Annotated in this window: 4 protein-coding genes; all 4 read right to left on the bottom strand. The window is 52.1% G+C overall.

Annotation, left to right across the window (positions count from 1 at the left end):
* Positions 1-515 (bottom strand): hypothetical protein (locus Q0628_RS13470; RefSeq protein WP_298771809.1); only part of this gene is annotated, 515 nt, incomplete at its 3' end.
* A complete protein-coding gene (locus Q0628_RS13475) occupies positions 508-1,452 on the bottom strand; it encodes a TIGR02147 family protein (RefSeq protein WP_298771811.1) in 945 nt (314 codons plus the stop codon). The genes Q0628_RS13470 and Q0628_RS13475, both read right to left, overlap by 8 nt.
* Before the next feature lie 236 nt (positions 1,453-1,688).
* Entirely contained in the window at positions 1,689-2,255 is a 567-nt protein-coding gene (locus Q0628_RS13480; RefSeq protein ID WP_298771813.1) for a deaminase, read from the bottom strand.
* Positions 2,256-2,276: 21 nt separating this feature from the next.
* The coding region (locus Q0628_RS13485) for a hypothetical protein (RefSeq protein WP_298771815.1) at positions 2,277-2,490 on the bottom strand (214 nt) is incomplete at its 5' end.

Consider the following 2,490-nt stretch of genomic DNA (forward strand, 5'->3'; position numbering starts at 1 on the left):
CCCACCGGGAGCGAGTCAATCACAAAGTGACCCGTGCTGTCCGGAATCACGTAGCGGTCAAGGCCCGCAATACGGACCACCGGCATCGAATCACCGAGCATCACGTAGCCTTCGATCGAAGAAAGTTCGCCGAGCTTGACCGTATCGATTCTAGCGGCCGACTTTTTCTCCAAGTCTACGCTGCGGATAGCGCCTGTTGCCACTGTTCCATCGACATGGCGAGCCTCCACCGTGTAAGAACCCGGTTCCATCGGAATCTTGACAAAGCCCGAATCATTCGTTTCGAGCCAAGGCACCACGCGGTTGCCTTCGGGTAAAAAACCTTCCGGGAGCGCACGCACACGGCTATAAGCGGCTGGCTTACCGCTTGCCAACTGAATCTGCAACGCGATCGTCGATTCGGCTTCGGTACCGCCCGCGACATCGCGACGTTCAGAGCAGCCCACAAAGCTACTGCAAAGCATTCCCGCCACCACGGGAGCCAGAACTGCATATAAAGATTTTCTCTTAAGCATTGTCCGCACCCCCTTCGGCATTTTCACCGGCGATATCATCACCGGCAACTTCTAATTCGTCGCCGTTCGTCATTTCCATACCGCGAATACGGCGCTTGCGCCCGCGACGCTGCGGAGGCGGATACGGGTCCGAAAGCGGAAACAATTGCATTCCCAGCTGGAACACTCGATTAGGTTTTGCACACTGCCCCACCTTTGCGAGAATTTCACGGCGAAAACGGCGCACCATTTCTACCAATTCCTTATAGGTGTCCTCGTCACAGGCAAAAGCAAGTGTCGACAGGTTTCGTTCATTTCTGTCGAAGCGGTCCATGGCGTCTTGCGCCACATTCAAGTTCTGCTGGATGTAAGAGTTGACCGCCGTACTGAAAGATTCAGACCCGCTCGAAATCAGGCCCTGCGTCTGTTCGTAAAATCCTGTTGCCTCGTTCTTCTTGATCATCGAGAGGCGTTCCAAGAGCGCAATTGAAGACTTGACCTGCGAGGCCGTAATCGGCGGGCGCCCCATCAGGCCAAGCGCCGCGTCATCGCCCACATACGGGTAAAAAGTTACCAGTTCGCGAATCACCGCATGGTACCAGTGGTCAAAGTATTCGAACTGGTCCTTGGCCACATTTTCGACCTTGCATTCTTTAGTCGCCACGAGTTTTTCGAGGTACTGGCGGCTTTCGGAATGGTTCTTCGCCTGGTTGAACGCCACCATGTCGGCAAAGTAGGCCTTTTCGCGGTCGTCGCTACAGAAAATATCGGCAAACACCGAAACCAGGCGACTGGTCAAGTTGCGCTTGCCCTGCAGAATCTTGTTGAACATCGACGCATCGAACCCGGCACGGTCGGCAATATAGCGGTGGCTAAAACGCCAGTCACCCTTATGGCGCTCTTCATAGGCGTCACGCAAGAATTCGCGGTAGTTCAAGTATTCAAAAAGATTCACCATAGTAAAATTCCAATAAAAAGAACCGAGCGCAAAATGCTCCCGGTTACTAATATAATAAATATTTTGCCAAAAAGTCTACATTTTTTAAATAAAAATGTCTACAGTACATAAAAGAACTTAGTTGACAGAACTTAGAGCTTAGAAAAAAGAAATAATCTAAGTTCTGCAGCTATACGAAACTTAGAACTTTAGCTCTATAGTTGAGTTATTCTCTATGGGGAGCAGCGATCTAAGTTCTAAGCTCTATTTAACGGCTTTGAAACCACCGGGCGGATGCGTTTGCCGCACAACGTCACGATAATTCCCGCCTGCGCAAACATGTAGTAAGCCGTGTCGCGGCTGTTGTTCAGCGTGGACTTCGGGTCGTAATCGTCCTTGGTCACGAACACTTCGGCAACACCCGAAAGGCTAATATCCAAAGAGCAGCGTTCACAAGGGAAAACGATCACGTAGAGCTTGGATCCCGGAGGAACCTTGCCGCGGGCATAGTGCAGCGCGTTAATTTCGGCATGAACCATGAACGGGTACTTGTTCGCCTCGAACTCGTGGTGGCTCAAGAGCTCGCCCGAATCGGCATCCAGTAAATCGTACGCCAGCAGTTGCTTTTCGCGGGTGTACGGCACCGTCTCGTCGTCGAAACCAGCCGGAGCACCATTGTAGCCCGTGCTGATCACGCGACCGTCGGCACTCACCAGCACCGCCCCCATCTGGGTATTCTGGTCTTTAGAAAGGCGCGCCTGCGCGCACATCATCTGGGTATAGACTTCGTCACGAAGCTTGCTGCGAGATTTAGAGTTGTTCATAGCGTTAAATATAGTCAATAGTTATCGGACAATCAGGGTCTTATTCCCGTTTGGCGAATGCAGGCGGACAACAACCTTTTGCCCCGCAGGAACGCCAAGTTCAAATACATTCCCCGAACGCTTCATGGAAATCGGCAAACGGCGACCGTCCAGCGTATGCACATGGACACGCGCCTTACCCAATTCCATAGGCGTAAGCCCCGTCACCTCCAACAAGAGGCTACCCGTTCCATTT

Source organism: uncultured Fibrobacter sp., assembly GCF_937877005.1.
In the GTDB taxonomy this organism is placed as follows: Bacteria; Fibrobacterota; Fibrobacteria; order Fibrobacterales; family Fibrobacteraceae; genus Fibrobacter.